The sequence below is a fragment of the Anaerobacillus sp. QJM3NY_17 genome (assembly GCF_056173665.1).
Genome location: NZ_CM149685.1, coordinates 1,130,188 through 1,156,064 on the forward strand (window position 1 = coordinate 1,130,188; position 25,877 = coordinate 1,156,064).

31 protein-coding genes are annotated in these 25,877 nt (G+C 37.3%); 29 read left to right on the plus strand and 2 right to left on the minus strand.

The window, feature by feature from the left end; translation table 11 throughout:
* The first annotated feature begins 15 nt into the window (after positions 1–15).
* From AC0VYV_RS06115 to AC0VYV_RS06180, 14 genes are all read left to right on the plus strand, one after another.
* A complete protein-coding gene (locus tag AC0VYV_RS06115) occupies positions 16–1,839 on the plus strand; it encodes a solute:sodium symporter family transporter (protein WP_475374597.1) in 1,824 nt (607 codons plus the stop codon).
* Between the two features lie 367 nt (positions 1,840–2,206).
* Positions 2,207–2,764, plus strand: coding sequence for a hypothetical protein (locus AC0VYV_RS06120; RefSeq protein ID WP_475374598.1), 558 nt, complete (start codon positions 2,207–2,209; stop codon positions 2,762–2,764).
* Between the two features lie 240 nt (positions 2,765–3,004).
* On the plus strand, positions 3,005–3,268 hold the full coding sequence (locus AC0VYV_RS06125) for a hypothetical protein (protein ID WP_430245144.1): 264 nt from the start codon (positions 3,005–3,007) through the stop codon (positions 3,266–3,268).
* 199 nt (positions 3,269–3,467) lie between these two features.
* On the plus strand, positions 3,468–3,593 hold the full coding sequence (locus AC0VYV_RS06130; RefSeq protein ID WP_475367466.1) for a DUF3953 domain-containing protein: 126 nt from the start codon (positions 3,468–3,470) through the stop codon (positions 3,591–3,593).
* 729 nt (positions 3,594–4,322) lie between these two features.
* A complete protein-coding gene (locus AC0VYV_RS06135) occupies positions 4,323–4,553 on the plus strand; it encodes a PF20097 family protein (protein ID WP_283152820.1) in 231 nt (76 codons plus the stop codon).
* Between the two features lie 388 nt (positions 4,554–4,941).
* Positions 4,942–5,286, plus strand: a complete 345-nt coding sequence (locus AC0VYV_RS06140; protein WP_430245140.1) for a hypothetical protein — start codon at positions 4,942–4,944, stop codon at positions 5,284–5,286.
* Positions 5,287–5,720: 434 nt separating this feature from the next.
* On the plus strand, positions 5,721–6,215 hold the full coding sequence (locus tag AC0VYV_RS06145) for a hypothetical protein (protein WP_430245138.1): 495 nt from the start codon (positions 5,721–5,723) through the stop codon (positions 6,213–6,215).
* Positions 6,216–6,359: 144 nt separating this feature from the next.
* The gene (locus tag AC0VYV_RS06150; protein WP_475374599.1) at positions 6,360–6,785 is read left to right on the plus strand and encodes a bleomycin resistance protein; all 426 of its coding nucleotides are present in this window, start codon (positions 6,360–6,362) and stop codon (positions 6,783–6,785) included.
* A 93-nt stretch (positions 6,786–6,878) separates the two neighbouring features.
* Positions 6,879–7,067, plus strand: coding sequence for a hypothetical protein (locus AC0VYV_RS06155; RefSeq protein WP_475374600.1), 189 nt, complete (start codon positions 6,879–6,881; stop codon positions 7,065–7,067).
* 160 nt (positions 7,068–7,227) lie between these two features.
* Positions 7,228–7,407, plus strand: coding sequence for a hypothetical protein (locus AC0VYV_RS06160; RefSeq protein ID WP_475374601.1), 180 nt, complete (start codon positions 7,228–7,230; stop codon positions 7,405–7,407).
* Positions 7,408–7,776: 369 nt separating this feature from the next.
* Positions 7,777–8,031 carry a hypothetical protein gene (locus AC0VYV_RS06165; protein ID WP_475366874.1) on the plus strand — a complete coding sequence of 85 codons (255 nt, stop codon included), beginning with the start codon at positions 7,777–7,779 and terminating at the stop codon, positions 8,029–8,031.
* A gap of 688 nt (positions 8,032–8,719) precedes the next feature.
* Positions 8,720–9,019 (plus strand): hypothetical protein, encoded by a 300-nt coding sequence (locus AC0VYV_RS06170; protein ID WP_475374602.1) that lies wholly within the window; start codon positions 8,720–8,722, stop codon positions 9,017–9,019.
* A gap of 822 nt (positions 9,020–9,841) precedes the next feature.
* Positions 9,842–10,675, plus strand: a complete 834-nt coding sequence (locus tag AC0VYV_RS06175; protein WP_475374603.1) for a GNAT family N-acetyltransferase — start codon at positions 9,842–9,844, stop codon at positions 10,673–10,675.
* Positions 10,676–10,695: 20 nt separating this feature from the next.
* The gene (locus AC0VYV_RS06180) at positions 10,696–10,896 is read left to right on the plus strand and encodes a hypothetical protein (RefSeq protein WP_475374604.1); all 201 of its coding nucleotides are present in this window, start codon (positions 10,696–10,698) and stop codon (positions 10,894–10,896) included.
* A 273-nt stretch (positions 10,897–11,169) separates the two neighbouring features.
* Here AC0VYV_RS06180 and AC0VYV_RS06185 read toward each other — a convergent pair whose 3' ends face one another.
* Positions 11,170–12,177 (minus strand): hypothetical protein, encoded by a 1,008-nt coding sequence (locus tag AC0VYV_RS06185; RefSeq protein WP_475374605.1) that lies wholly within the window; start codon positions 12,175–12,177, stop codon positions 11,170–11,172.
* Positions 12,174–13,124 (minus strand): ABC transporter permease subunit, encoded by a 951-nt coding sequence (locus AC0VYV_RS06190; protein ID WP_475366878.1) that lies wholly within the window; start codon positions 13,122–13,124, stop codon positions 12,174–12,176. Before AC0VYV_RS06190 ends, AC0VYV_RS06185 begins: the two co-directional genes overlap by 4 nt.
* A gap of 434 nt (positions 13,125–13,558) precedes the next feature.
* Here AC0VYV_RS06190 and AC0VYV_RS06195 point away from each other — a divergent pair, with 434 nt between their 5' ends.
* The 15 genes from AC0VYV_RS06195 to AC0VYV_RS06265 all read left to right on the plus strand — a co-directional run bounded on the left by AC0VYV_RS06195 (position 13,559) and on the right by AC0VYV_RS06265 (position 25,840).
* The gene (locus AC0VYV_RS06195) at positions 13,559–14,758 is read left to right on the plus strand and encodes an iron-containing alcohol dehydrogenase (RefSeq protein ID WP_475374606.1); all 1,200 of its coding nucleotides are present in this window, start codon (positions 13,559–13,561) and stop codon (positions 14,756–14,758) included.
* A 24-nt stretch (positions 14,759–14,782) separates the two neighbouring features.
* The gene (locus AC0VYV_RS06200; RefSeq protein ID WP_475373444.1) at positions 14,783–16,240 is read left to right on the plus strand and encodes a CoA-acylating methylmalonate-semialdehyde dehydrogenase; all 1,458 of its coding nucleotides are present in this window, start codon (positions 14,783–14,785) and stop codon (positions 16,238–16,240) included.
* A gap of 164 nt (positions 16,241–16,404) precedes the next feature.
* Positions 16,405–16,560 carry a hypothetical protein gene (locus AC0VYV_RS06205; protein WP_194220706.1) on the plus strand — a complete coding sequence of 52 codons (156 nt, stop codon included), beginning with the start codon at positions 16,405–16,407 and terminating at the stop codon, positions 16,558–16,560.
* Between the two features lie 42 nt (positions 16,561–16,602).
* Complete coding sequence (locus AC0VYV_RS06210) at positions 16,603–16,914, plus strand: hypothetical protein (protein ID WP_475374607.1); 312 nt, start codon at positions 16,603–16,605, stop codon at positions 16,912–16,914.
* A gap of 113 nt (positions 16,915–17,027) precedes the next feature.
* Positions 17,028–17,207: a hypothetical protein gene (locus AC0VYV_RS06215; protein WP_475374608.1), complete on the plus strand. Its 180-nt coding sequence runs from the start codon at positions 17,028–17,030 to the stop codon at positions 17,205–17,207.
* 135 nt (positions 17,208–17,342) lie between these two features.
* Positions 17,343–18,317, plus strand: coding sequence for a DUF2268 domain-containing putative Zn-dependent protease (locus AC0VYV_RS06220; protein WP_475374609.1), 975 nt, complete (start codon positions 17,343–17,345; stop codon positions 18,315–18,317).
* A 116-nt stretch (positions 18,318–18,433) separates the two neighbouring features.
* Entirely contained in the window at positions 18,434–19,078 is a 645-nt protein-coding gene (locus AC0VYV_RS06225; protein ID WP_475374610.1) for a hypothetical protein, read from the plus strand.
* A gap of 123 nt (positions 19,079–19,201) precedes the next feature.
* On the plus strand, positions 19,202–19,597 hold the full coding sequence (locus AC0VYV_RS06230; protein WP_430245108.1) for a VOC family protein: 396 nt from the start codon (positions 19,202–19,204) through the stop codon (positions 19,595–19,597).
* 466 nt (positions 19,598–20,063) lie between these two features.
* Complete coding sequence (locus tag AC0VYV_RS06235; RefSeq protein ID WP_430245106.1) at positions 20,064–20,600, plus strand: small multi-drug export protein; 537 nt, start codon at positions 20,064–20,066, stop codon at positions 20,598–20,600.
* A gap of 239 nt (positions 20,601–20,839) precedes the next feature.
* A complete protein-coding gene (locus tag AC0VYV_RS06240; RefSeq protein ID WP_430245104.1) occupies positions 20,840–21,280 on the plus strand; it encodes an NUDIX domain-containing protein in 441 nt (146 codons plus the stop codon).
* Positions 21,281–21,701: 421 nt separating this feature from the next.
* The gene (locus AC0VYV_RS06245; RefSeq protein ID WP_475368638.1) at positions 21,702–22,211 is read left to right on the plus strand and encodes an RNA polymerase sigma factor; all 510 of its coding nucleotides are present in this window, start codon (positions 21,702–21,704) and stop codon (positions 22,209–22,211) included.
* A 12-nt stretch (positions 22,212–22,223) separates the two neighbouring features.
* Positions 22,224–23,357, plus strand: coding sequence for a DUF4179 domain-containing protein (locus tag AC0VYV_RS06250; RefSeq protein WP_475368639.1), 1,134 nt, complete (start codon positions 22,224–22,226; stop codon positions 23,355–23,357).
* Positions 23,358–23,982: 625 nt separating this feature from the next.
* Entirely contained in the window at positions 23,983–24,678 is a 696-nt protein-coding gene (locus tag AC0VYV_RS06255) for a hypothetical protein (RefSeq protein ID WP_475366885.1), read from the plus strand.
* Between the two features lie 397 nt (positions 24,679–25,075).
* Positions 25,076–25,318: an aspartyl-phosphate phosphatase Spo0E family protein gene (locus AC0VYV_RS06260; protein ID WP_194220715.1), complete on the plus strand. Its 243-nt coding sequence runs from the start codon at positions 25,076–25,078 to the stop codon at positions 25,316–25,318.
* 189 nt (positions 25,319–25,507) lie between these two features.
* Positions 25,508–25,840: a hypothetical protein gene (locus AC0VYV_RS06265; protein WP_430245098.1), complete on the plus strand. Its 333-nt coding sequence runs from the start codon at positions 25,508–25,510 to the stop codon at positions 25,838–25,840.
* The last annotated feature ends 37 nt before the right edge of the window (positions 25,841–25,877 follow it).

Genomic DNA, 25,877 nt, shown 5'->3' on the forward strand with positions numbered 1-25,877 from the left:
AGAGGAGGAGTCAAGATGCAGTCACTATGGTTTACATTGCTTACGTGTATAGCATTCATGGTGCTTGTTGGATACATAGCTTATCGCAAAACAAGAGGAACAACGAATGGGTCAGAAGGTTATTTTCTGGCAGGAAGAGGATTGAGCGGTGGGTTTATTGCAGGATCGCTTTTGCTAACGAACCTTTCTGCTGAGCAGTTAGTTGGATTAAATGGTCAGGCGTTTCGGACGAATTTATCGAACATGGCCTGGGAAGTAACGGCAGGGGTAGCGGTTGTTCTCATGGGACTTTATTTGCTACCAAAATATTTGAACATGTCAATTACAACCCTTCCTGAATTTCTTAGTAAACGGTTTGATGAAGGGGTACGTCGCTATACTGTCGTTTTATTTATGGTTGGGTACGTACTCGTCACGATTCCTTCGATGCTCTACTCTGGGGCTCTAGCCGTTCTGAAATTGTTTGATGTACCATCGATTTTAGGCATTACATACACCCAGTCGATCTGGGTTGTAATTTGGGGGATCGGCATCATCGGTGCGGTGTATGCGATCTTCGGCGGGTTAAAAGCCGTTGCCGTTTCCGATACAATCAATGGAGTCGGTCTACTCATTATCGGAGCGCTTGTTCCGATTCTCGGACTTGTCGCACTTGGAGATGGCGCCTTTCTAAACGGTGTAAAAACCATCACAACGACAAATCCCGAAAAACTGAATGCGATTGGCGGAGCGGATGATTCGGTTCCATTCGGTACAATTTTCACCGGTCTGATTATCGCTAACATGTTTTACTGGGCAACAAATCAATACGTCATTCAGCGCACGCTCGGTGCACAGAACTTAAAGGAAGGCCAGAAAGGCGTTATTTTTTCCGGATTCTTTAAGCTTCTCATTCCGATTTTCATGATGATTCCGGGTGTTATCGCTTTTCACCTTTACGGTGGGAATCTTAAGTCCGTTGACCTGGCGTATCCTACGCTCGTAACCAATGTGCTGCCACCTTACTTATCTGGCTTTTTCTTAGCTGTATTGCTTGGGGCCGTCTTAAGTTCGTACAACTCCCTATTGAATAGTGCTTCAACGATGTTTGCACTTGATATTTATAAGCCTGCGTTTAAAAAGGATGCCTCAGACGAAGAGCTAATTAAATCAAGTAAGTGGTTTGGCTCCATTATTGCACTCGTGACGTTTTTCGTGTCACCGATGTTGATGTACGCACCGAACGGACTATGGGACCTGATTCGAAAATTCACAGGCTTTTTCAACATCCCTATTGTGGCTGTTGTATTGATCGGAATTATCTCGAAGAAGGTGCCGGCATTAGCGGCGAAGGTAGCGATTGTTTTCCATGTGGTCGCTTACTACATGATGGTGTGGGGAACAGAACAGCTCTTTGGTCTTCCGCTCGACATTCACTTTATTCATATTTACGGTATTCTATTTGTCGCTGAAGTGGCGATCATGTTTGGGATTGCTTACGTTAAGCCACAGAAAAAAGCTTATGTTTTCCCGAAGGCTTCAAAGGTCAACATGACGCCTTGGAAATACAGCGCGCCAGCTGGTATTTTATTAATCGCAAGCATTTGCGAAACGTACATCCTTTTCTCACCAATTGGTGTAGCTTATGCAGATGGGGTGATCTCGCCTTCATTCCTACCAGCCACTGGAGCTCTTTCGGTTGTAACGCTTATTGCATTCGCTATTGCAACGAAGAGTTGGGAGCGTAAATACGGTCATGCTGTTCGAAGAGCGAAGGAAGCTGTGAAAGAAACAGGAAAAGAAGTAGGGGGCCAAAAGCAAAGTCCTCAGATGAACTATCTTTCTGAAAAAGATTTTTAATAAATGATGTTCATTGAATTAAAAAGGGGCTCGCTTCAACTTAGGTGATGAAGCGGGCTCCTTTTAATTTGCTTATATGGGAACATGACTAGAGACTGTTTTCCTTTCCTTAAACATCTTCTGAAGTTTGGTGAATAATGCTACTTTGAAGTGCTTCTTTAAAACTGGTGCATGAAAAGACCTGTGAGTTGTAACAGGGCTTATAAATTTGATAGATCTATTTTATGGTAAAATAAGGATGGGCGAATGGTGTGGAAGGTTCAGTCTTAGGGCAAGTTTCTTGAATAAGCGGGTTAGTTATAAAGGATATATATAGATGGATTGGGTTAATGTGTTATGAATTTGAAGAATGGGAGGGAGTTAAACAATGAAAACAATGAAGAAGTACTTTCTACCTTTTATAATGCTGGGAATCCTTCTAATAGCTGTCGGTTGCGCGAACTCCGAAGAAACGGGTAACAGTTCAGAGGGGAGTGAACCGAAAGTAGACAAATCAAAAGAAGCTCAGGAAAATATTAAAACAGTGTTGGAAAATATGTTTACTGGTCCAAATGAGGAACAGGAAAATATATTAGAATCTAACGGAGAAATGGCTGAAAATCTCACTGACTATAGAGAAGAAAAATTCAAGCCATATGTGACTGATGATTTTTATGGGAACGACATAGTAAAACTTAGTGGAGGAGTAAGGTTCTTGCAAGCAGCTCATCCTAACAATATTTTAAAGGTTGAAGAAGTCGCACTTGAAGAAGATGATAAAGAGGGTGAATATGACTTCAAAATGAAGGTTACTTATACTAATAAAGAAAATGACGAAAGCAAAACGATGGATGTTGAGGGTATGGCTTCTACAAATGAAGAAGGAAAAGTAAAAGACATTCGATATATAAACGATGAAGAATTTAGAGATGCTTTGAGAGAGTAAAGTTAAGAACTCACGACTTTACATCAAACATAAGACAGAATTATTCAAGTAATTCGGAGCGTTAATCTAAAAGGATTACGCTCTATTTTGTTTTAGCTAGTAAAGAGTTAGTTTAAGGAGGGACATGGATTCTGAAGTTCTAAAAAAACGGGCAGTTAAATGGAATAAAAGGTTGTTAATATGAGCTCACAAAAAGAGCCGGTTCATTGAATTAATTTTGTCGATCAAGGGAGTGGAGATATGAAGATATTTGAAGCTACGTATGATGGCCATCGAATTCAGGTGGAAAATAAATGGAAAGGTGAAAAGTTATATGTAGATGGAGAATTACAGGATGAAAATATTGGGCTAGCTTTAAGAGCGACGTTAACTGGAGAATTAAAAGCTGATAATAATGAAGCTAAATGCATAAAAGTTACTCTCGGCGGTTTTTTAAGTATTCATTGTAAAATATTTGTTGATTATGTATTAGTTCGATCTTATCGAATTAAAAAAAGAATTTAAACATTCTTTGAGTGATATTGGACCACATTCTTTAGCTAAAGTGCACAAGATAAGAAAAAGAGATTTCGCTTATTCTTATCTAATCGATTAGAAAAGAGTTGAAACTTTTTTGAAATTGCTTAGGATTATATGCGCCTTAATAATAGGTGTACTAGGAGGATATGCCAAGGTTACAGGTAATCATAATTTACTACCTTATTTGTTTATATTTCTATTACTAATGATTTTAGCGACGGGAATAGATGAGCTTAAGAAAGGTAATAGACGTAGTTCATTTTTCTACTTTGTTGCTACATCGGCGATAATAATACTTTTACTTGCATAATAAGCAAATTTCGGACCGATAGCTGATGATTTGCTTCAGTATCTCAACAGGTAAAGCAGTGGTCGGGTTTAATCGTTGCCTTTGTTATGAGATTGTTTTAAATCTTAATGATAAAAGAAAAATAAGAAAGAATTTAGAATGAGCGAGAATGACGTATAGAATAAAAGGAATTGATTTCGCTTCTTTCAATATATTCGGAGCTTATCTATAACAAGATAAGCTCTTTTTAACTTGAATTAAAGATTGAGTTATCCGGTTTTGTTTGAAATAATTGGTATTATATAGGTGGATTGTGAGGTTTCATATGACTTTGTGTAAAAGGAGTTGGGGTTTAATGGAAGAAATGACTGGCAAAATATTATATTTAATAATAACTTGTGTTTTGTTATACGGATTCTTTAAGATCATTAGATTTATTTATAACAAATATATACCTTACAGTTTTGCAACAGATGCAATCGGAATAATAATATTTGTTATCTTTTGCATTCCTGCCTCACTAGTAATAAGCCATAAATTGTTAAATTCAGCAGGGAAATATTGATCATAATGAGAGTACTAGAAAGTGTGATGAACTTATATCTTCAGTTATTTCGGAGCTAATACTTTATAAAGTACTCGTCCTTATGACATAATCATCGGGCAAAATAAAAGTTAATTTAAAATTGAAGGTGCAGGCTAACCAGTTATTCCATTAAGAACGCTACGATGAAGGTGGTGTAATTAACAATGGACGATGTTGTAATGTGTCCTGAATGTGGTAACCAATTGAAGCAAGGATATATTTTCTCTCCTCGAAGAATTTGCTGGTCAGACTCACCTGATTCCATCTTTGCGGATTTTGGAAGTGAAATATTAATAGGTGATGCATGGTTAAAAGTCAAAAAAGTTCCAGCGTTAAGGTGTGAAGAGTGTAGTGTAGTTATTTTCAAACATGGTGAAAACAAAGATATAAAATAGCAGTAAAGTAATTTTGAATTGAGTTTATTGTTTGGTTAAATCGGAGCTTTTGCTGAAGATAAGGTAAGAGCTCTATACAGATAGTGCAGGGCGTGCGGTATTGATAGGAGGGATAATATGGGGATGGGCGGAATGAGCATAGCATTAATTTCTCTAGTTTCAATCATTCTAATAGTAGTTGTCATACTTCTTATAATGCGAAAAAGGAGATAACTCTTAGAAGGATTATTCCTTTAAATCGGAGCTTATCTGAAATAAGATAAGCTCTTTTATATATGAAGTAAAGATTGAATTCTATGTCCGGATTTGAATTAATTGGTATTAAGTTTTTGCACAGGATTGTGTGAAGTGCAAGCACTATTATTAATGTACTTAAGGTGGGTTCCAAGTGTTTAAAAGCAAGATAACTTTCATTATCGCAACTTTAGCTATTACTTTGATAGGTTGCTTTCAGGTTGAAGAAGCAACATTTATTGAAGGAGAGATAACTAAAATCAACAATGAAAGTGGGGAAATGGAGATCAAAGTCGAATCTTGGTCAACAATTAGTGATGCAGAATCATCTAGCACGCCATATATATTTGAAGAGATGCCAGATTCACATACTATAAGAGTATCCAATCCAGATCAATATGATGAAGGGAAAGAAGTACAGGTGAAAGTTATTAAAAATTATGAAGAGGACGTATGGGATTTAAATAGGTTGAAATTTGAAGTAGAAAAGGCAACTTAGAATATTATTCTATTGATTACATTATCTGAGAGTCCTGAAGAAATGTCGAATTTAAGTCTTCCGTATGAAGATAGGTGAAAACTACAGTAGGATTCGTTACCATCTTCCGTTATCTCGGAGCTTATCTTTAATAAGATAGGCTCCTTTTTAATTTGAAGTAAAAGATTGAGTTATTCGGAGCGATTTTTGAATAACTTAAGGGGACATCACTTTGGATAGGAGTCCCCTTGTTAGCTATAAAATAGATTGCTTATAAATATAAGATGATGAATAAAGAGTTGTTTTGAAATAATTGGAAAGGGGAACGGATACAAGACTATAGTAGTGAAAGCAAAGAAAGAATTACAGATGGTTAGAGAAGTGACTATTTGTTGAAGATGCTCTGAAGTAACACTGTTCAATTAATTAAAAATGTAATGGAAGGGATCAAATAGATGGAGGAACGAAAGTGGGACATCCAAGAAATAAAGCAGATAAAAAAGAAGCTGTTAATAATAAACAACCTTGTCATGCTTTTGCTTATCGTTTCGTTTGGCTTTTATATAGAGCTTGGGGGATCTTCTACATTCCTTATAGGTTTTTGCTGTGCAGTTTTATGGATTTTGGTAGTGAATGCTGTCTATACGATTTGGACCGGGAAGGTCATAGGTACAAAGACAATGCAAAAAGCTTTGAACTTCAAGATCTACCGTCATGGAAAGAGACAGTGGAAGATAAAAGCGATTATAGGATTAATCTTCTTATTCGCATTTAGTGCTGGTTCAACAATATTATTTTTCCAATTCGATTTAGAGGCTTTAAACATAGATTTTCCTCAAGATAGTATAAGTTTATTTGCCGTTTGGCTCTTTTTTAATATCGGGGAAATGAGAAGAATAAAAAAGCTAAACGAGAATTACGGGGGAAGTTTAAAGCGATTCGATTCATAATTGAAAGATATCCCGTATTATTTTGTTCTCTTATGTTGAGCGCATTACATGAAGTTAAGGTAAAGTCATACCTTAGAGTATCCCAGAATATCGGAGCTAATGTGTAAGACTACTGATTTTTATAAAATAACGGAGGAAGCTACTTTGCACAAACTAAATGCATTAATACCTGAGTTGTCAGTTTCAAATATTGAACGAAGTTTAGAATTCTATTTGGAAATTCTTACTTTCAAAATTGAATATCAGCGACCAGAGGATAAGTTCGCTTTATTATCATTAAGTGATTGTCAGATAATGATAGAAGAAGTAAATGGTCACTGGGATACTGGCGAGTTATCTTACCCTTTTGGAAGAGGAATTAATTTTCAAATCACAGTAAATGACATTGATCCAATCTACAGAAATTTAATCAAGCATGATTATCCGATTAAGTTTGATATTCAAGAAAATTGGTATAGAGCAAATACAATAATTAAGGGACAAAAAGAGTTCTTAATTATGGATCCAGATGGATATCTATTAAGGTTTGTTCAAGATTTGGGCGAGAAAAATATAATGGTAAATGATTAAAAGTTTACTAGGCTACCTCCATAATCTCGGAGTGCTGGTTCAATATTATGATACATAATTTTAGTGATTTATATATAAGAAGGAGATCTTCTAATGAATAAACGAATTAAAGAGGGTATTATCTCTGCACTCGTTTTTGCAGTCGTTGCTATTCTCTTTGGATATTTCATATACGGAGAAATAAAATGGACAGTCGTAATAGGACTAATGATAGGCGGTTTTATTTCTTGGTACTTTATTATTCCTAAGATAAGTAAGCAAGTGGATGGAGAAAAATATTGAATATATCTCGTTTTCGAGTCTTCCGCAAACTCGGAGCTTACCTCTAATAAGGTAAGCTTCTATTTTATTTAAGAAACGATTGAACTGTTTTCAGTGATTTGAAATAATTGGTATTAGATGTGTTGAGAGGTTAGTTAAGCCTAGATTTTGGAGGTAATGAATGAAGCTGAAAATAAAAATTTTCTTTCTAGTTTTTTTCCCACTATTACTTCTAGCATTGAGTATCCTTAAAGTTTCAGGAACCCTGAATCCGACAACAGGGTTCATCGTAACTTTGCTATCTGCTCTTTCAGGTTTAGTTGTGAATCGATTTAAGAGAAATAAGAAAGATACCTACTAAATTGAAATCGCCGTTTTCTTAATTCACCAAATGAGTGCGGTTATGTAGGTAAATATAGTTGGCAATATGAGGATGAGCATGAATAATGGATTTAAAATTATAAAGCATGATTTGGAAAGAAAAAGGTGTGTGTTCTTATTAAAATAATCGCCAACAGGACTTTGCCCGTAATTTTTATGTCCTTAGGTTTTTTAATAGGTTTTCTTTCATTTGGCCACAAAATGTTATTCTATCAGATATTCCGGTATCATTTACAACTTCTGAAGCCCTTTTTTCAAAATTGTTATTCTCTTTTGCTACATCATCTAGTAAAAACCTAGTATAGTCTGACTTAAAAACATTCAAAAATGTAGACGGGGAGGCATTGATTTGAAAACGGCAGGAGAAATACTCCAATTTACCTTACTTTCATTAATTACAGGGCTAGTGTTAGAAACTATTTTTAAGTTTTCCCTGTCATTATTCTTAGTGGCGGTTGGTGCATCAATTGTCTACACTTTGGTACGAGTTCAATTCAAGAAAAAGTATGGCGCACATACTGGCCGTAACTTCACAGTCGTTATAGGAGTAGCTCTAGGCATTATCGTTTCACTGAATGTGTTGATACCCATGTTTCAGAGCTAAATGAGAAAAATAGGAGTCAAAATTGTTCTTTGCTTATTCAAGTTTTTTCGGAGCTACTTTTAATAAGTTAGGCTACCTATTAGTAAAGTGCCTCAGCTCATTGAGGCATTTTTTGTCATGTTCAATTGGTCTAAAGGAACTTCAAAACTTTTCAATCGTAAAGAAAGAGGCAGAGATAATTAAAGTCTTTTAACTATTGGAGGAAAACATGAGTGTCTTTTTAGAATATTTTGTAGGCGTACTTATCTTACTGGGGATTTTGGGAGTATGTTTTTTTATGATGTATATTGGCTTGAACGGATTACATAAATATTTCAAAAGATAAAACAGGTTAATCTTGAGTTTAAGTCTTCGCTAAAAGTAGCCAATTCATGACTAAATACATTTTGTGTGAGGAAGTGAATTTATAAGAGAAGGAGTGAAGCAGTTTGTTAACTTTTATACTATTAGTAATAGGCGGGATTTTTGGTTGGCTATTTACCTATTTAGTTGAGATAGGGACAGGTTGGCCAGGGTTGGGTACTAGCGTTTTAATCGGCAGTTCACTGGCTCTATTAATAAAAATTAGCAGCCAGCTAAGCAACATCGAAAAAAGAGAAAACAAAAAGTGATGGCTACAGTTAGTTTTACAACATAAAGTCGTATCTTATTTGTCATGAGTTAGGCTCCGATTACAGGGGATCAACGATTGAGTTATGTGAATACATTTGAAATAATTGGTGATAGAGATTTGTTTATAAAGGGGAAGGTAGAGATTCAGATGAAAAAGAAGAAACTCGCCCATTCCGAATGGAGATTTAGTGTGATGCTACTAGCGGCAATGCTTGGGACATTTATAGGCATCTTTGTCACCCAACGTGAACTAAATCCAACATTTGCGATAGGGTACATAGCCCTTTGGGTATTAGTGGTGATTATTAATGCGATTTACGTACGCTACAAGAGAACGAATCATAGCGTGTCAAAGAAGAATCATAAGGGCAGATAGATCTACAGGAACTAGAGAGAATAAGTTGGAAATTTGGATGGAGGCTTTAAAGTGTACAGACTCTTTTTAATCATTTCTTATTTGTTATTCTTTATTCCCGTTTTATTCATTGCTAATTTTTTCTTAGACGTTATGACGCTCAACAAGCTACAAGGATTTCCGATATTCTTTCCATTACTATTTTGTACAGTGGGGTTTTTATTCGCAACTATTGCTTTGAAATATAAGAAGAGTGTTTTTTCAATAGCTGCAATGGTAGGAAACGGCATTTTAATCATGTTTCCATTTATATATATGTTCTTTGGCACTCTGATATTTGGACCTTGAATAAATCTGAGTTATATTTAGTGTTTTGTTACAACATCTCATAGATAGTCATTCAATCTTCCGTTCATTCCGAGCTTATCTGTAAGAAGGTTGCAGGAGATGTCATTAGGATTTGGAGGTTCTTATTATCAATTCTATTAGAGAAATTTTTTCTTCTAAGTGGTTTGGTTATCCTTTAATTTTTGGGTTACTTTTTGGGGCTTATTCTAAATATGGGGTAATTAAGATTGTTTTATCTACTATTCTGGTCGCATTATTCATTTCCGTGTTTGCTTACAATTATAAACATAACAGCTTATATAATTTAGTTACTAAAAACAGAAAAAATTCTGAGTAGCTAGTTGTATTAATAAGATTCCATCACAGTATTATTATTCTACTATCTCGGAGAAGAGTGAAATAAAGTTAGAGAAATAATTGATGATCTATCAGAAATGTTGTAAATGGTTGGGATGAATTCCAGTGGTTTTTGTTATTTCCGGGGGAGGGTTTTAATTGATTCGTGAACTTGATAAAGCTGAATTCTATAAATGCGAGAAGTTAATAAATGATGTAGGACATTTAGAAGTTAAAGCTGTAATAGAAGGGAATAACCCTGGTAGGATTTTTGTAGATCAAATTAATTCTCCTAAAACAGGTCTTATCTGGTTGGGTAATAATGATGGGTTTTTCTTTATTGGAGATGAGAGAAATGAGTTATTTAACACCCATATAAATGATTTTATTGATAAAGTAATCTTTCCTGAAGCAAAGAAGCTCGGATTAAATAGTTTTATAGCAATTGGTAACCATTCCAGATGGGATAAGATAATAGAAAGGATTTTTGAACATCGTCACATACAACGATCACATCAAAATGTTTATAAGTTGAGAGGTCATTATAAAGGTGATAGTGAACTTTCAATCAAACGTGGTTATGACATATTAAAAATCAATGAAGAGCTGTATAGGAATAAGGAAAAAAACCTTAAAAACATAGGAATTTTACACTCGAAAGTTTTGGGATTCTGGGCTTCTCCTGAGAAATTTTTTCGAAAAGGTATTGGATATTGTATTGTCTACCAAAACATGATTGTGAGTTTATGCTTTTCAGGATTTGTAGCTGAAAATGTTCACGGTATAGATATAGAAACAATAAAGGAGTATCAGGGGAATAAATTAGGTCAGAAGGCAGCCCACTGTGTTGTGAAAGATTGTGTGAGCAAGGGTATGATTGCTTACTGGGATTGTGAAGAGGCAAATAAGCCTTCAAATGTAATTGCTAAAAATATAGGGTTAGAGAATTATTTGAATTATTTAGTGTATATTATACCGCTTGATGAAGGTTGATTGTTTTATGGAGGTGTGTGATGAAGGGTGCTTATATGTCTAAAATAGATAAATGGCGAGAAAAGTATGGAGCAATAGCTATAGCATTCAGTTGTCTAATTAGCGCGATCACTAGTTGGGGAGATCATTGGATTCTTACGAGTGTTTTATTATTGGGCGTATTGGTGTGTGGAATGATAGGTTTTTTTGATATGAAAAGATCCAAGGTGGAAGAACACTAAACATGACAGGTAGGTAAGTTTTTTATTTGTGTTTGGACTAGAAGCTATTTCTGAAGCTAGTTTTTTAAGTATCTCGGAGCTTATCAATAATAAGATAAGCTCCTTATTTCATTTGGTTTTGTAAATGAAGTTCTTCTGAAGTTATGATGAGTGAGCAAGATCAGATTCGTGATAGAGGATCTCAATACCTTCGCCTTCCTTTCCGACGTTACAAAAAAAAATGAAATGAAAAGGAGCCATTCTTGATTGAATGACTTCTTGTATGAGACTGGTTTAACTTTTGAATTCGAAACTTTCCGGTGGTATAGCATTTTTTATCGTTGAAGTATGCAGCTTCTTTTTCTTTCTTTTCAATTTGAGAGGCTTAGGAGAGGTTAAGTCATATACAATACAGTTCACTGCTAGAATGGTTAATGCAAAGGCGGTAACGGGCGCAAGAATCATCCATGGAAAAGAAGAGGCGTACTGGAAATTTTGAGCGATCAGCCCTGCCCACTCATTCGACATCGAAAATGAGTCCGTGAAGGCTTTTCCAGTTTCCATATCATACTCAATGATTCTGACGTCTGTGCCGCCTATGAATACTTTCAAAAGACCAAGATGAGCAAAGACAACAAGGACCTGTCCAACTTGTTGAACGAAAAGGAGTAGTAACTTAGGATTCAGGAAAGGTGCTAGATGGTTTTTGAAAATATGAAATTTACTTCCGCCCATAGTTCTGGCGCTTTCTATGAATTCCTTTTTAGATATGAGATCGAGTTCGTTTTGAATGTAAAGGGAAAGTACTGGTACACTGATGAAAATAAGCACGAGCATTGGGAAGACGACTTTCGTGACGGTATCGTAGCTCCAGCTAAAGGTTAACACAACGGGAGCGATCAATATGTAGGTGAAAATCGTAACCGGCGCATAGTGAAGCGCATCTGCAAGCCCAGCTAACAGTTTTCGAAAAGCACTCGGTAACCTAAACAAAAGATATCCGCCTAAGAATGAGAATACCATTCGCCCAAAGGCAACGATGATGGATAGTCCAATGGTATACTTGGCCCCCTCTAGTAGCATGAGTAAGAAGTTATTTCCATCGAGATCACTCCCTAATGGAAACTGTAGGGAGGGCGGGAAAGGTGCTAAGGCAATGGCATTATGATTCTCATCATACAATACTTTTTCAGGTGGAGCCGGATCTGCAAACGTGGTGTATACGAAACTTCCTATAAGGAGGAATAAGATAAAGAGAGTGCCTCCTATTAACAACGGGCGTTGGATTAATTGTTTCTTCATATATTCTTCCCACCAATATTGAAGTAGTGTTCTAGCGTAACTTTTCCTGTTGTGAACATGATAAAAGAAGGGATAAATACCATAAACAGCCCCATGGTTAGTATTTCAGGATTCAGTACCCCATTCTCAAAAATAAAGGTCATAAACCCATTAATATTAAAGATAATCTCCAACATTAATAAGTTAGCGATTGCAAAAAGAAAGACACCCTTAAAATGGTTAAATAAGGTTAAAATGGAGTTCCTAAAAACGTGTAACACTAAAATTCTTGATCGCTTTAATCCCTTTCCTCGTGCTAGTTCTACGTAAAGAAGCTTCTCCTCTTCTTCAAAGGACAACAACAAATACTTATATATGTATATACCAGGCAGTAGTGATAGAACTAGGACCGGAAGAACGATCGCGTTTTCATCGAAACCGCTGGAAATGTTAAAAAGGAGAAAGTTTGTTTTTTTATAGACCCAAATAATGCCTAATTGTGCAACTAAAATCACGAAAATGTCCGGCAATGATTCAATAATAAAAAGAAAAGCCTTAGGAAGAGTTCTTTTATGAACTGGAAGTAACATTGTAAGGAATGTAAGAAGGATTCCTAAGATAAGAGCTAGGACGATAGAAATGAATAGGTAAAACATAGAAGTAAGGTAAACATCCATGAATTCCGGGAATAAAGGTAACTCTCTCCCCCGAACGTAGTACTCAATGGTATTGCCAGTTAGGATGACGTTTAAGAGATGAAGCATGTGATGAACGTATGCATCAAAATTAAGTACGATGGTGTCATATAAAAACGAAGTATTGTTTAACGAATTGTTATCAATCATTTTGAGCACGTTTAGTTGCGATTTCATATTAAAAAACAAGTAAGGAAGTGAGCCAATTAGTAGGATGCCTATTGAAGTTAATAGAAATTGGAATGCAATCTGCAAGGTAAGTGACTTCTTCATCACGGCCCTCCTTTCATAATTGAATGATCTTAGTTTTCGCTGGTAAGCTCTCTAACTTATTCCTATTACGATGTGCAGTGATATTTCCATTATTATCGATTTGAAATAGCAGCATAGATTTTAATGGAACTTACATAATATGTATTCGGAATAAATGGGGTGGATCCTTTTTTCTCTTTTAACATTATGTTAGGTACCATCATCCTAAAACATGTTCTATCAGTTTATTTACCTAGCAAAACGGAACTCATTTAATCTTAGGATGCTTTTTATTACCAGCTGTTGAACGAAACAAACGATGAAATTCTCACCGATGAGTAGGAATGAGCTCCTCATATCAAGAAAGTAGTGTAAAGAGACAAGTCAATATTGAAAACATCGCAGATAACAGCACGTTCTTCATACTTAAGGAACTTAAGAAAAGGAGAGATATGGTGGAACAGTTTGCGGTTTTTCGTACACCTCAAACGATTCTCTATGGAAGAGATTCGTTTAAACAAATTGGCGCAGAAGCAGCTCGTCGCGGTCAGAAAGCCCTTATTGTTAGTGATCAGGTGATGATGAATCTCGGTTATGTCACGGATTGTCAGGATTATTTGAAGCAGGTGGGAGTGGAAAGTGAGATCTACACGGGTGTTGCGTCTGAACCAACGGACGATTATGTGTCTGAAGCGCTTGTGCTTTTCCGAAACACGAACTGTGAGATCGTTATTTCATTAGGTGGGGGAAGTTGTATCGATACGGCGAAAGCCATCGCCGTTCTTGCGACGAATGGAGGATACATAGGTGACTATCGCGCGAACAGAACGATGGCAGAGAAGGCGCCGATTCCGCATCTCGCTATTCCAACAACAGCGGGAACTGGCTCAGAAGCAACGGACGTGACCGTTATTACGAATACAACGACTGATGTGAAAATGATGATCAAACAGCCCGCCTTCATGCCGGCAGTTGCGATTGTGGATCCGTATCTCTCGCGCTCATCGCCACAGCAAGTAACCGCGGCGACAGGGATTGACGCCCTCAGTCATGCGGTGGAAGCGTATCTCTCAAAGCAAGCTCATCCGATGACAGATACGCTTGCTTTATCTGCGATTGGACACATTATCGGTCATATTAAAAGCGCTTACAATGATGGAGAGAATCTCGATGCACGAGAAGCGATGAGTTTAGGTGCTCTTCAGGCGGGTATGGCTTTTACAAATGCTTCCGTCTGTCTTGTGCACGGCATGTCGCGTCCAATCGGTGCTCTTTTTCACGTGCCGCATGGATATTCAAACGCGATGCTGCTTCCAGCTGTACTCGAATACAGTAAGGATTCTTGCATCGATCGACTCGCTGATCTCGGGAGACTGTTTCAGACAGAAGAAAGCGAGGCGCTCTCAAATGAAGAAGCGGCTGATGTGGCGGTTTCTTCTATCAAAAGTCTTTGTGCCTCATTAAATATCCCGAACTTCAAATCTTGGGGAATTGATGAGACGGCGTTCAAGCAGGTTATTAGCAAAATGGCAGCAGACGCATTAGACAGCGGGAGCCCAGCGCATCATCCTCGCTTGCCTACACAGGCGGAATTAGAAGAACTTTATGAGATTTGCTATGACTACGAATTTATAAGTGAAGAAAAGGTTCGCTAACACAACTGGAAGGGGAATGAAAACATGGCTACGACGGCAACGAACGTGCTACAAAACTATATTAATGGTAAATGGGTCGATGCGAAAACCGATCAATTTCAAGCTGTACCAAATCCGGCAACAGGGGAGGAGCTTGCTCAGGTTCCGATTTCAACAAAAGCAGATCTTGATGAAGCAGTGAAAGTAGCAAAGGCTACCTTCAAAACCTGGAGTAAAACGCCCGTTCCGAAACGCGCGCGCATTCTATTTAAATACCAGCAGCTGCTCGTCGACAATTGGGACGAGCTTGCGAGATTGCTAACAAAAGAGAATGGTAAAAGTTTTAAAGAAGCACAAGGTGAAGTGCAGCGCGGGATCGAATGCGTTGAATTTGCAGCTGGTGCGCCATCGTTAATGATGGGCAAGCAGCTTCCGGATATCGCAACGAATCTCGAATCAGGCATGTATCGCTATCCTGTTGGCGTTGTTGGCGGCATCACGCCATTTAACTTCCCGATGATGGTGCCGTGCTGGATGTTTCCACTTGCGATCGCCATGGGGAACACCTTCGTTCTTAAACCTTCTGAGCGAACGCCATTACTCGCAAACCGCTTAGCAGAGCTCTTTAAAGAAGCGGGCTTACCGGATGGCGTTCTGAATATTGTTCACGGAGCACATGACGTTGTGAATGGGCTTCTAGAGCACAAAGATGTGCCTGCGATTTCCTTCGTCGGCTCACAGCCCGTCGCCGAATATGTGTACAAAACAGGGGCTGCGAATGGTAAACGCGTTCAGGCACTTGCCGGTGCGAAGAACCATTCCATCGTAATGGCTGACGCTGATCTTGACGCTGCGGTTAAAGAAATCATCGCTGCTTCATACGGTTCTGCAGGCGAACGATGCATGGCTTGCTCCGTTGTTGTGGCGGTAGATGATGTTGTGGAGCCACTGCTTCAAAAGTTAAACGAAAAAGCCGATGAAATAAAAATCGGCAACGGCCTTGATGAAGACGTATTCTTAGGACCGGTTATCCGTAAAGAACATAAAGAAAGAACGGAAAGCTATATCCGTAAAGGTCAGGAGGAAGGTGCTACGCTCATTCGCGACGGCCGAAACGACGAAGCATACAACGATGAAGGCTACTTTATCGGACCAACGATTTTTGATCACGTAAACTCCTCTATGCAAATCTGGAAGGACGAGATCTTCGCGCCAGTGCTATCAATTGTGCGAGTGAAAAATCTAGAAGAAGCGATCGAGCTCACGAATGAATCTGATTTCGGAAACGGGGCTTGCTTGTTTACTAAAGACGGAAGCAACGTTCGATATTTCAGAGAAAACATCGAAGTTGGCATGCTGGGCGTAAATATAGGCGTACCAGCCCCAATGGCTTTCTTCCCGTTCTCAGGTTGGAAAAATTCCTTCTATGGCGATCTTCATGCGAATGGATCAGACGGAGTGGAATTTTATACGAGAAGAAAGATGTTAACGGCCAGGTGGTAAGCAACAAGAATTAAAATAATACAAAAGGTGCAGAGAGGAGAACCTCTCTGCACCTTTTGTATTATGGGGAGAAGGAATAATGTGGTAAAGATGAAACATTTGATACGTTTCATTCGTATAACGAATTAAGATAACAAAAGGGATAAATGTTCAAGGAGTGCGCTATGCAAACACTATTTCATTCAGTTAAGAATTTGTTTCTAGACTTATTTGCCATGGGAAAGGGATTAGTCTATGGTTTTCTATTGGTTGGATTGCTTACTTTCATTGGTGGAGCGCTACTATACGGCTTTTTGTTCTTACGTCATTTGTTTGTTTAATATTTTTGGATATTAACTTAATGAGAAGAAGGGGAGATATGTGTGAAAAAGGTCATTGTAAGGTCAGTGATTGCATCGCTTGTGATCGGTATACTCGTATGGGCTGCAAGTGTATTCATTTCTTTTTCATTTAGTGAATGGAGCTTCTTTATTGCTCTAGGGCTTACCATTGTGCTTTACTTCTTTAACAGTAGCGGAGGATTTTTATCAAAAGGGGCTACTGCTGAGGCAAGCGAGGCAGGGTGGAAAGTTCAAGAAGATAATGAACTGAAAGTAAATGTAGGTGCCGTTTTTTACGGTTCAGTGCTATTTACGATTTTTAGTCTTGTCTTAACCATTACCACATATTATTAAGGGGATTTTAGTAAAGAGGAGCTCTTATAGAAAACAGACTTGCAGCTCCGATCGAAACAACTATATGATTGTGTAGCATATGCAATCACTAATCACATTAGGGGGATGAAAAATTGGGTTTATTCTTTTATCTTACGATCGTCGTTGGTTTATCGCTCATCTATTATGGCTATGTTAAGAAAACAGAAAAAGATATAAAAATGAAAGAGCTAGAGCTTGAAGCTAAGAAGATTGAGTTGGAAATAAAGAAGTTAGACTATCGTAAGGACAGTAATGAGTTAGAAGAAAAGTAATCGCTTAGGTTTTGAGCGATTATTTTTTATGAGGAGTAATAGGATGGCAGCGGATGTGTGGTTCATTTCGTCATCTTCTATTGAAGCCAGATGAAACTAAGTGAGATAGAAACTGCGGTAGGAAAGAGGGATTGAATGGGAAAGCTTATGAAGAAATTAATTGTATGTCTAGCCTTAATAGTCATCGTTGGTTGCTCTAGTGATGGGGATGAAATTCCTTCCCAATCTTCTATGAAATTTGAGGTGGGTGGCCAAAGTTTCAAAATCATTTCTCTATACGAAGAAGTTCTTGATTATACTAACGAGGCTATGGAGAATACCGAACTGAATACGAGTGGGGAGTATTATAGTAAAGTGACACAGCCTTTTCTAGAATCTGCTTCTCATGAAGGAGCGAGCTTAACTGGTGGACTCGATTATTCTACTTATTTCTCCCCTACGACAAGTGTTCAGGCTTTAAATGAACAGACAGGTGAGCTACTAAAGAAGCAAGAAGAAGTTAATAAAGCGATCAAAGCAGCACTTACTAAGTCGGGCAAAAGTCTTGAAGGCGAAAATAAAACCATTTATGTTATGCCGGTAAATCCAGACTACAAAACTATTCAAAACGAGATGAAGGGAGTTAGCGCGATCACTGTAAGTAAAGATGTTATCGTTCTATTTTTATCACCTACATATGAAAAAGAAATGCTAGAATATGCCGTTGCGCACGAATACCATCACGCCGTTTTTCTAGAGAATCCAAATAGAGCGGGAGGTATGAATCTGTTAAACGGGTTTGTTTTTGAGGGAAGAGCTGATTCCTTCGCATCTCAATTGTATCCTGAGGCGAACCCGCCCTGGTCAGAACCGCTATCGACTGAAGAAGAAAAGAGAGTGCTAGAGGAACTTAGAGAAAAGAGCGATTCCACGAATGCGGAGTTATATGATACATTCCAAAACGGTGACTGGAAGAAAGATATACCAAAGTGGTCCAATTATAAACTGGGTTTTAAAATAGTCGAAAGTTATCTACGTCATCATCCAGAAGCTTCTATGAAAGAATGGACGATGATGGATGAAAGGGAAATAGTGCGAGGAAGCGATTATAATGAACTTGTTAGTGATTAAAATGATTGAAAAAGTAGCTGCTCGATCATGGAAGAGCACTCGCTTCTGAATTTAAGCTAGAGATTACGGAGATGAAAGCCTAACTAATCGATTAGAAGAAAGATGGAGGAACAAAGATGAAACGATTTATCACTTTACTAGGAGTATTTCTGCTTCTAGCAGCATGTACGAATGAAGGCAGCAATGAAGGGAAGCAGGAGGAGAAAGGTTCTACTCAAGAGACTTCTGCAAGTTCCTTACACATTAAGCCTGCCAAACTATCAAAACGTGAGCAAAGCATCGTGAATCAAATGGGAGTCGATTTCAAAACCTTTTATACGGTGGATGGGACCGTAGGAGAAGGAGAAGCGCTCGTGACTTCGATCGTTGTATACAAAGACGGAGAAGATGGAAAAGAAGAGTTTGTTACCTGGGGTGGAGATTATAAACAAGAGCGTTTCAATAAAGCTCTTCACTCATTCCAACTTCAAATGGAAGAAAAAGTAGCTTACTTTACAATGGGGTCACCGGATGGATACAGCAAAGGATCGACCAATATGCCTAAAGAGCTGGGCGCATTTATCTTTGAACAGATAGAAGAAGAAGTCACGATCACAAAAGGAGAAACGGTGTATTTGGCATACTTAATTGGATCAAGTGAGAACCAAATGTCGTCAGTGAACGATAGCGATGTCAAAACTTTGCCTGAAACGGTAAAAACGGCGGAATATGCGATTGTAGCTCAATTGGAATGGAAAGACAATTTGGAGAAGAATGAGTAATTGAACCAAAAGTCGTAAAGGAGTATGACATGATGACTCGAATATAGATACGTGAAGGATACATAAGAACAGATTTCATAACCGAATGTCCTTCTCAAATCTTGCTGAAATTAGGAGGGAATTATGGGACGAGTTGTTCATTTTGAAATTCATGTAGATGACATGGAACGGGCTAAGAAGTTCTACGGGAACGTATTTGATTGGAAGTTTGAAGACTGGAGTGAATATGCCGGCATGCCTTATCTTGGCGTGGTGACTGGTGATGCAAAAGAACCAGGAATCGATGGAGCGTTGATGAAACGGCAAGGTCCACCTCCTGAAGGTAATGCTGCAATCAATGGGTATGCTTGTACAATGGGCGTGGAAGATTTAGATGCTACTGAATCGAAAGTTCTTGCTAATGGTGGCAAAACAGCGATGGCCAAATACGCATTGCCTGGAATGGCGTGGCAGGCCTATTACCTTGACACGGAAGGAAATATCTTTGGTCTTCATCAACCGGATGAGAATGCAAAATAATTTAGTAAAAACAGTTGAGAGAGCCCTTTTTAAAGGGTTCTTTTTTAAATGCTAATTGATGGAGAGTTTTGAACGGATGAAATAGTGAAGCTTGGACGATTTATTTTGGACTGTTAAAAAGTTTTCCATAGTTATCAAAATAAAAGATTGAGTTATCTAGTTAGATTTGAAATAATTGGAATTGGATTATTGGCGTAAAATTGCGAATTATTTATTTCTAGTTCGCTATTAAGTAGTATTTTCGAGATGAAAGAAGAAGGAGAGGAGGTGACGGTACTTAGTCCGTGAAAGGTCTTCAAGGTTAGATAGGTGGCGAAGGTAATATGGCTTTTCCTATTAATTAAGTGCTCTTAATACTTGAGGATACGAATGGGTCCTTACGAATAGTTTAGGTATAGGGATAATTGTTCGTGGAATAATTGGCTACTTAGTGAGAAATGACTTATTTTAGAGGGGAATGGAGACGATGTTTTTATCGTATTTTTTAGTGTTTCTTATGGCAGCGATTCCGTTATTTGAACTTGTTGCTGTAATCCCACTAGCGATCATCGGTGGGCTGTCGCCAGTACTAACAGGCATACTTGCTTTTTTAGGAAATGCTTTGACAGTTGTTTTGTTAATTGTATTTGTAGATAAATTTAAAGTATGGCGGAAGAAACGAAAACAAAAGCGTACGAAGGATGTGGTTCAGGAGGAGGGCGAGACGACAGAAGCACATGTCGAGGAAATGCAAGAGTCGAAGAAGGAGAAACGCGCACGCGTTCTTTTTGATAAGTATGGTTTGCCAGGCTTAACGATCATCGGTCCCTTTTTCGTCGGGTCGCATATTTCAGCGTTTATGGGAATGAGCTTCGGTTCAAAAAGAAAGCTGGTCACCAGCTGGATGATGACGAGTTTAGTACTTTGGACTGTGATTATGGCTGTAGCATCAAGCTATGGAGTTGGATTTTTTGTACATGACGTGGAAGATGATGGTGTTTTAGTTCGTCTATTCACTAACTAGCATGATGATGTGAAAATACCTTTAACTTTATCGTTATGTGTTGTAAAGTAAATATGAACTGGAAAATTGTAGCTAGGGTTCCGCTATCGAGGTAGGCTAGTGACCGAGGGCTACATCTTTTACATAAGTAAAAGGCACCTATTGACATAAAAGGTCCGAGGGGAAAGATTCAGCGTATTTGTACTGCGCTGAAATCTTTCTCGTCGGGCCTTTTTTATTATTTAAAGGAGGTATTGTTTATGTCGACAATCGATGAACTAAAAGCTGGTGTTGCAGTGATTATTTTGAATGAAGAAAACGAGGTTTTATTACAGAAAAGAACCGATGTGGGGCAATGGGGGATTCCATCGGGTCATATCGAAATAGGTGAGACAGTCTCTGAAGCAGCCATCAGAGAGGTAAAAGAGGAAACAAATTTGGATATAACGATTACCAGGATCATCGGTGTTTACTCTGATCCTACTTCACAGGTTTTTCATTATCCAAATGGGAAAGTTGTTCATTTTATTACAACATGCTTCCTTGCTGAAGTGACAGGTGGAGAACTTCGATGCAACTCTGCCGAATCACTTGATGTTCAATTTTTTGGACAGTCACGTTTACCACAGAACTTATTAACCATGCACCCTCGATGGCTGACGGATGCACTTGAGAAAAGAGATCTTGCATTTATTCGTTAAATGAAGATGCCGTCATCTCTTTCTGTGTGTCGGCATTTGTCAGCTGTTCTGATTACAAGTTAAGTAGTCTTAGCTTTGACAAAGTGGGATGGAAGGAGGGAAAAGCGTGAAAAATCAACAAGCTTTAATCTGGGTAATAATAGCGATCTTATTAGTATTGGTTTGGGTTTTCTTGAGGTAATACATAGATGAGTGGAATGGTGTGACTACGGGAGGGTATATCGAAATTAGTTTTTCGAGAAAAAGGCTGTTCATTTATAATGAAGCAGACCGCTTATTCATGTAATTAATTATTGAACAATAAAAAATCTTTAGGAACTTCGTATTTATGAAGTTCCATTTTTTGTTTAATGATTTTTTTGGACAATCACCAATAAAACTTGATGCTGAATCGTCTACTTAGTGTGAAGGGAGGAGGCAAATGAATGAAATGAGTATGCAACAATCAGAAAAGCCTATTGAAAGAATTGATGAGTTTAAGCAATTATTCAATGATCATAAGAAAAATGTATTTGCTATGGCATTATCGATATTAAGAGATTTCGAATTGGCTGAAGATGTTCTACAGGAAGTATTTATCAAACTCTATCAGCATTTAGAACATCATGAAGTTTCAAATGTGAAGGCCTGGTTAATTCGTGTTTCTAGAAATACGGCTATGGATCTCTACCGAAAAAAGAAACGAGAACTAACGGGTTTTGATAAAGAGTATTTTGAACGAGTGCCTTATTTTTCAGAGGACCCATTAGATCGAATTGTATTAGCGAAATACTTAGAGGTACTCAATAGCGAAGAGAGACAGATTGTTATTATGAAGGATATCTCTGGATTAAAGCATAGGGAGATCGCGAAAGTGTTAGAGCTTCCTCTGGGTACAGTAGTTTGGAAGTATAGTCTGGCATTAAAGCGGATGAAAAAAGACTTAGAGTAAGGAGGGATTTTCATGAAGGAAGACCAAATTAAAAAACATTTGAATAATGCAATTGAAACTCACATTCCAGATGTCTGGAACGATTTGGAGCAAAAAATACATAAGAAAGAAAATTTGCAAACCCTAAAAGAGCCCATTCCAGTCAATAAAGTCAAAGAAAATAGAAAAAGGACATTATCTAAAAGATTATCAATAGCTGCGGCTTTATGTTTAATTGTTTTTTCTACTTTGACGTTTACACCAGCTTTAGCTGCTATTCAAGATGTTTATGAAAAACTATTTTCAAGTAAACAAATTGATGATATTGGGGTTAGAAATGCAATCGATTTGGGTTATGGCAAATCGATTGATCAAACCTACTATGATAAACAACATGATATAAAAGTGCGATTTGAGAAAATAATGACGGATGACAAAGAAACAAAACTTTTACTCATTTATCAAAGTGAAACGACCAATTTAGAGAACTATTATATAGACTTATTTGAAGGCTATAGTTCAATTAACGTAAAGGTGAATGGCGAGAAAAAAAATAACCTGGCTACTGTTGGTTGGGGTAGCAGATATTATGAAGAAAATGAAAATAAAGTAGTCGAAGCATTATCTTTTGAATCAATAAAACCCTATGAGGGAATGGACATTCATTTAGAAATCGAGAATTTAACTATACATGATGAAAGTTCGTCCAAAGAGGTAGAAGCAATTTGGCCACTTGACTTTAAACTTGATGCATCTGCAGTATCAGACAGGGAAAAAGTGAAAATAGATAAAGAATTCACTTTTGAAGATGTCACCTATCGCATTAAGCGTGTGGAATTTTCGGCACTTGAAACGAGAGTGGTTGTTACTGGACCTGACACGAAAATATTGACTGACGAAACGGGAATGCGATATGAAGTTCTTAGTGAGTTAGAGCAACAATTTTTAAATGCAAGAAAAATAGATGATGAAGAAGGTTATATTGTAAATGAGAAAAAATCGGGAGTGTTTATAAGATCAGCTGGTAAAAGGGTTGACCCGATCTTCAGTAAAGGCGAGGTACAGGGTGAAGATGATGAATATATTATGATTTTTGCTCCAGTTGAGGATCGTAAGGACAGTATTCTTGAAGTTGGTGAGGATATTAAAATTCCTCTAACTAAATAAGGAGTTATGACCTTTAATAGCATCATTCCAGTTGAAAGCAGTTCGATGTTTGTTTAGATATCCAGGTTGGAAGAAGAGTTAGTTATTTGATGAATTTGCTTATAGATGTAATACACATCCTTACTTACTATTTTAGGAGCCTATCTGTTAAAGGTAGGCTCCTTTTTTTGCATGGAAATATAGATTAAAAAAATGATTTGAATCAACGACAATTAAGAATTAAGGAAGTGTATTTATGAATTGAAAGAAGCTTGGAAGGGTGATTTAGAAATATGACAGGAAACCATCATTGAGGAGAATGAAAACAGAAGAACTTTAGTACTTACTATTCATAAGTATGTTTCTTGTACACTGAAGGGCAATAGTCTCCTTTCGTTGATTAAAAGTAAGTTCCTCAGAATAAGGTTTGAACTAAATGAAATTGATACTTGAGTTAATGAGAATAATCTGAAATAATGGATGATAGTGTGGAAATTAATTGTAAATTTAGGGAATTTTTATGGGGAGAAAATTTGCAGAGGCATTTGGTACAGGCACTTAGATGATCGTGATGTTGATCGAATGAGATGATTTCATTTTTTATTACTAATCGTTAGACAAGATAATAAATAAAAGGAATGATCGAATGAAGAAACAGGTAAAGCTTTTTTATTGTCATATGTCCTTATTATTGTTTATTCTATTACTTGCAGGGTGTTCAGATAATACGAATGCCAAATTAAATGCAAATGCTGCTGAGAATGACGCTTCTTTATCAACGGAAGAAGCGACTGAAGTGGAAGAGGGTAATCAAGTAAACGAAGATGCATCTTCATCAACGTCAGAAGACACTTCTCAGGAAGATGATAAAGAAACCTCTTCTGAAGAACCAAAAAGCGGTGAGTCAAATTTCGCAGATGAAAATGAAGAAAATCATGCGTTAGATGATTACTCCTCCAAGGAAATTGAATACGCTCGTGTCTGGTCACAGCTAGGACCGAATCAAGAAGTAGATGAATTAAATGTTCAACTTATATCCGCTGGTTCCCCTCTTGATCCTGATGATGAGAACAGTCTCACTTATCCAGAAGATGTTGTTCAATTACGTGGTTCCCGTATCGTAGATGGCATCGTTACGTATAGTGGTAACGGAGATGGCACGATTAATGTATATAACGTTCCTTTGCGCTGGTATGGTGGCTTTCCTCCTCCTGAAGATATAGATAAAGAAGAAATTCAGAAGGAAATGGAAGATATCATTACCAATACAAAGCTTGTAAACGTGGATACAGGAGATAATGAAGAAATCATAGAGATTATCAACAAAATGAATAGTCAGTAATCTGAGTAGCGGATTTATGTTAATCAGTGTTTCGTTTTAGAAGGCATAATGTGCCCACACTATGTTGGATATGAAAATAAGATTAAGACAATTCTCTATCCCCAACAGGTTAAAATTTGAAGACAATTGAAGCCATGATGCCATAATCGTTATAAAGTATGGTAAGTTAGCTATTGGAGTTAGCACAAATATTTCTTTCGCAATATTTCTTTTTTTATATTTTCTTTTTGCAAAATATAGTAAACTATTACATGAATTACTATATTATCGTACTAATTTAATAGCGTTATATACATGTTGATTAATGAACTTGTAGGAATGAAAATCTTTATATTTTATATTTTGAGCACTATTATTTGGCCCATTCCTTAGAATCCATATATAGCACGCTGTTTATATGTACTTCTGGTTCTCCAACATTAATTTAGGAAGGGAAGCGTTTAAATCGCCAATCAAATGCTATAATCGTGCAGATCTTCTTGATCTGATCGATGAAAAAAAATCTCTTTTATCTTTAAAGGTGTTAGCTCATGGCTTTACACATAAACAGACATTAATGGCTAGCCAGGAGCTTGATCGACTACTTAATCGCTACCAATTTGGAGAGTATAAAGAAAGTCAGCCAACATACTCAAATTAAATACAAACTGTTATTTTAGGAAAGCAAAAGCTAGCCGCTATAAATGTGTAATATGTAAATTTGAGATAGATTAGTTTTGTTCATGATTGTTAAGCGAACAAAGCATAATTCTATCTCATTTTTTTTAGGAGACGGCTTATTGAAGAGATTAGTTATAAGAGTCTATTTTAAATAGAAGAGGTGGTAAAAATGTTAAACGAATGGGCTATTTCTATATTTGTTAGCTTTATTCTATTTTTAATTATTGGCTGGTTTACTGGAGATAAAGAGTATGGAAGTGGTTCAAAAACCAATGATGAACGCTCTCGATTCATTAAACAAAAAGCGATTGTAGGAAGTTGGATTTTCTTACTAACCGTCTTTGTGATAAATGTGGTCTTAAGCTTTTTCGACTTAAGAACAGGACCTCTAGAAAACGCTCCATTTAATCATCCAGAGTTATTCTATTTACTTCTTTTGGTGGGTAGCTATTTTGTATGTTATTGGATGTATAGTAAGCGAATCAGTGGGAAACGAGAGTAATAGAGACGAGGGGGGTTACGAAAGTTGATTAACTTCT

Excerpts from the sequence above, each read along its gene's own strand:
- AC0VYV_RS06115 (WP_475374597.1), top strand. The coding sequence starts at position 16 with ATGCAGTCACTATGGTTTACATTGCTTACGTGTATAGCATTCATGGTG.
- AC0VYV_RS06120 (WP_475374598.1), top strand. The coding sequence starts at position 2,207 with ATGAAAACAATGAAGAAGTACTTTCTACCTTTTATAATGCTGGGAATC.
- AC0VYV_RS06125 (WP_430245144.1), top strand. The coding sequence starts at position 3,005 with ATGAAGATATTTGAAGCTACGTATGATGGCCATCGAATTCAGGTGGAA.
- AC0VYV_RS06135 (WP_283152820.1), top strand. The coding sequence starts at position 4,323 with ATGGACGATGTTGTAATGTGTCCTGAATGTGGTAACCAATTGAAGCAA.
- AC0VYV_RS06145 (WP_430245138.1), top strand. The coding sequence starts at position 5,721 with ATGGAGGAACGAAAGTGGGACATCCAAGAAATAAAGCAGATAAAAAAG.
- AC0VYV_RS06155 (WP_475374600.1), top strand. The coding sequence starts at position 6,879 with ATGAATAAACGAATTAAAGAGGGTATTATCTCTGCACTCGTTTTTGCA.
- AC0VYV_RS06160 (WP_475374601.1), top strand. The coding sequence starts at position 7,228 with ATGAAGCTGAAAATAAAAATTTTCTTTCTAGTTTTTTTCCCACTATTA.
- AC0VYV_RS06180 (WP_475374604.1), top strand. The coding sequence starts at position 10,696 with ATGAAGGGTGCTTATATGTCTAAAATAGATAAATGGCGAGAAAAGTAT.
- AC0VYV_RS06185 (WP_475374605.1), bottom strand. The coding sequence starts at position 12,177 with ATGAAGAAACAATTAATCCAACGCCCGTTGTTAATAGGAGGCACTCTC.
- AC0VYV_RS06190 (WP_475366878.1), bottom strand. The coding sequence starts at position 13,124 with ATGAAGAAGTCACTTACCTTGCAGATTGCATTCCAATTTCTATTAACT.
- AC0VYV_RS06200 (WP_475373444.1), top strand. The coding sequence starts at position 14,783 with ATGGCTACGACGGCAACGAACGTGCTACAAAACTATATTAATGGTAAA.
- AC0VYV_RS06205 (WP_194220706.1), top strand. The coding sequence starts at position 16,405 with ATGCAAACACTATTTCATTCAGTTAAGAATTTGTTTCTAGACTTATTT.
- AC0VYV_RS06220 (WP_475374609.1), top strand. The coding sequence starts at position 17,343 with ATGGGAAAGCTTATGAAGAAATTAATTGTATGTCTAGCCTTAATAGTC.
- AC0VYV_RS06225 (WP_475374610.1), top strand. The coding sequence starts at position 18,434 with ATGAAACGATTTATCACTTTACTAGGAGTATTTCTGCTTCTAGCAGCA.
- AC0VYV_RS06230 (WP_430245108.1), top strand. The coding sequence starts at position 19,202 with ATGGGACGAGTTGTTCATTTTGAAATTCATGTAGATGACATGGAACGG.
- AC0VYV_RS06235 (WP_430245106.1), top strand. The coding sequence starts at position 20,064 with ATGTTTTTATCGTATTTTTTAGTGTTTCTTATGGCAGCGATTCCGTTA.
- AC0VYV_RS06240 (WP_430245104.1), top strand. The coding sequence starts at position 20,840 with ATGTCGACAATCGATGAACTAAAAGCTGGTGTTGCAGTGATTATTTTG.
- AC0VYV_RS06245 (WP_475368638.1), top strand. The coding sequence starts at position 21,702 with ATGAATGAAATGAGTATGCAACAATCAGAAAAGCCTATTGAAAGAATT.
- AC0VYV_RS06250 (WP_475368639.1), top strand. The coding sequence starts at position 22,224 with ATGAAGGAAGACCAAATTAAAAAACATTTGAATAATGCAATTGAAACT.
- AC0VYV_RS06255 (WP_475366885.1), top strand. The coding sequence starts at position 23,983 with ATGAAGAAACAGGTAAAGCTTTTTTATTGTCATATGTCCTTATTATTG.
- AC0VYV_RS06260 (WP_194220715.1), top strand. The coding sequence starts at position 25,076 with ATGTACTTCTGGTTCTCCAACATTAATTTAGGAAGGGAAGCGTTTAAA.
- AC0VYV_RS06265 (WP_430245098.1), top strand. The coding sequence starts at position 25,508 with ATGTTAAACGAATGGGCTATTTCTATATTTGTTAGCTTTATTCTATTT.